Genomic DNA, 1,451 nt, shown 5'->3' on the forward strand with positions numbered 1-1,451 from the left:
ATACCTACTGTGTGATCATACGTACGGTAGTCTCCCATAACACCTACTGATTGAATGTTTGGTAACACTGTGAAGTATTGCCAAATTTCTCTTTCAAGACCTTCTTCTCTAATCACTTGGCGTAAAATCGCGTCTGATTCTCTAACGATTTCTAGTTTATCTTCAGTAATTTCTCCAAGTACACGAATACCAAGACCAGGTCCTGGGAATGGTTGTCTCCACACTAAATGTTCTGGAATACCTAATTCAATACCTAATTTACGTACTTCATCTTTAAACAATGTATTGATTGGTTCGATTAATTCGAATTCCATGTCTTCTGGTAATCCACCAACATTGTGGTGTGATTTGATTGTTTGTGCTGTCTTAGTACCTGATTCGATGACGTCTGTATATAGTGTTCCTTGCGCAAGGAAGTCTACACCTTTAAGTTTTGATGCTTCATCATCAAATACATATACAAATTCATTACCAATGATTTTACGTTTTTGTTCAGGATCTGAAACACCTTTTAATTTATTCATAAAACGATCTTTCGCATTAACACGAATAATATTCATGTTGAACCCTTCACCGAATTGTTCCATAACCATGTCGCCTTCACCTTTACGAAGTAAGCCATGGTCTACAAAGATACATGTTAGTTGATCCCCAATTGCTTTATGCAATAATACAGCAACAACAGATGAATCTACGCCACCACTCATCGCACATAATACACGACGGTCGCCTACGCGTTGACGAATCTTTTCAATTTCAATTTCGATAAAGTTTTCCATCGTCCATTGTCCTTTACAATCACAAACACGACGTACGAAGTTGTTTAATAAATCATTACCATATTCTGTATGACGTACTTCTGGATGGAATTGCACACCATAAATGCGACGTTTCTTATCTTCAATTGCTGCATAGTCTGTGCTTGGGCTATCAGCGATAACTTCAAAGCCTTCTGGAATTTCAATAACTTTATCAGAATGACTCATCCAAACAGTTTGTTCTGCTGGTAAGCCAGCGAATAACTCATCTGACTTCGCATTAATGATTGCTTTACCGTATTCACGTTCATTGGCACGTTCAACTTTACCACCTAATAATTTAGTAGTTAATTGCATGCCGTAACAAATACCAAGTACTGGAATTCCTAAATTATATATTTCCGGATCAATTGTAAATGAACCTTCTTCATAAACTGAATTTGGACCACCTGATAAGATGATACCTTTTGGATTCATTTTCTTAATTTCTTCAATTGAAATTTCATGATCGTGTAATTCACTATAAACGCCCATTTCACGAATTCGGCGTGTAATTAATTGGTTGTATTGGCTACCAAAGTCTAAGACAAGGATTAACTCTTGTTCTTTTGCCATTTCCATATTTGTCGTTCTCCTTTATCTTAATTAGAATGAGTAGTTCGGTGATTCTTTCGTAATTTGAATATTATGTGG

1 protein-coding gene is annotated in these 1,451 nt (G+C 36.3%); it reads right to left on the minus strand.

Annotation, left to right across the window (positions count from 1 at the left end):
• Positions 1 to 1,379 (minus strand): glutamine-hydrolyzing GMP synthase (gene guaA, locus IDG60_RS13940; protein WP_095337567.1); only part of this gene is annotated, 1,379 nt, incomplete at its 3' end.
• Positions 1,380 to 1,451: the final 72 nt, after the last annotated feature.

This window comes from Staphylococcus sp. EG-SA-2 (assembly GCF_017152085.1).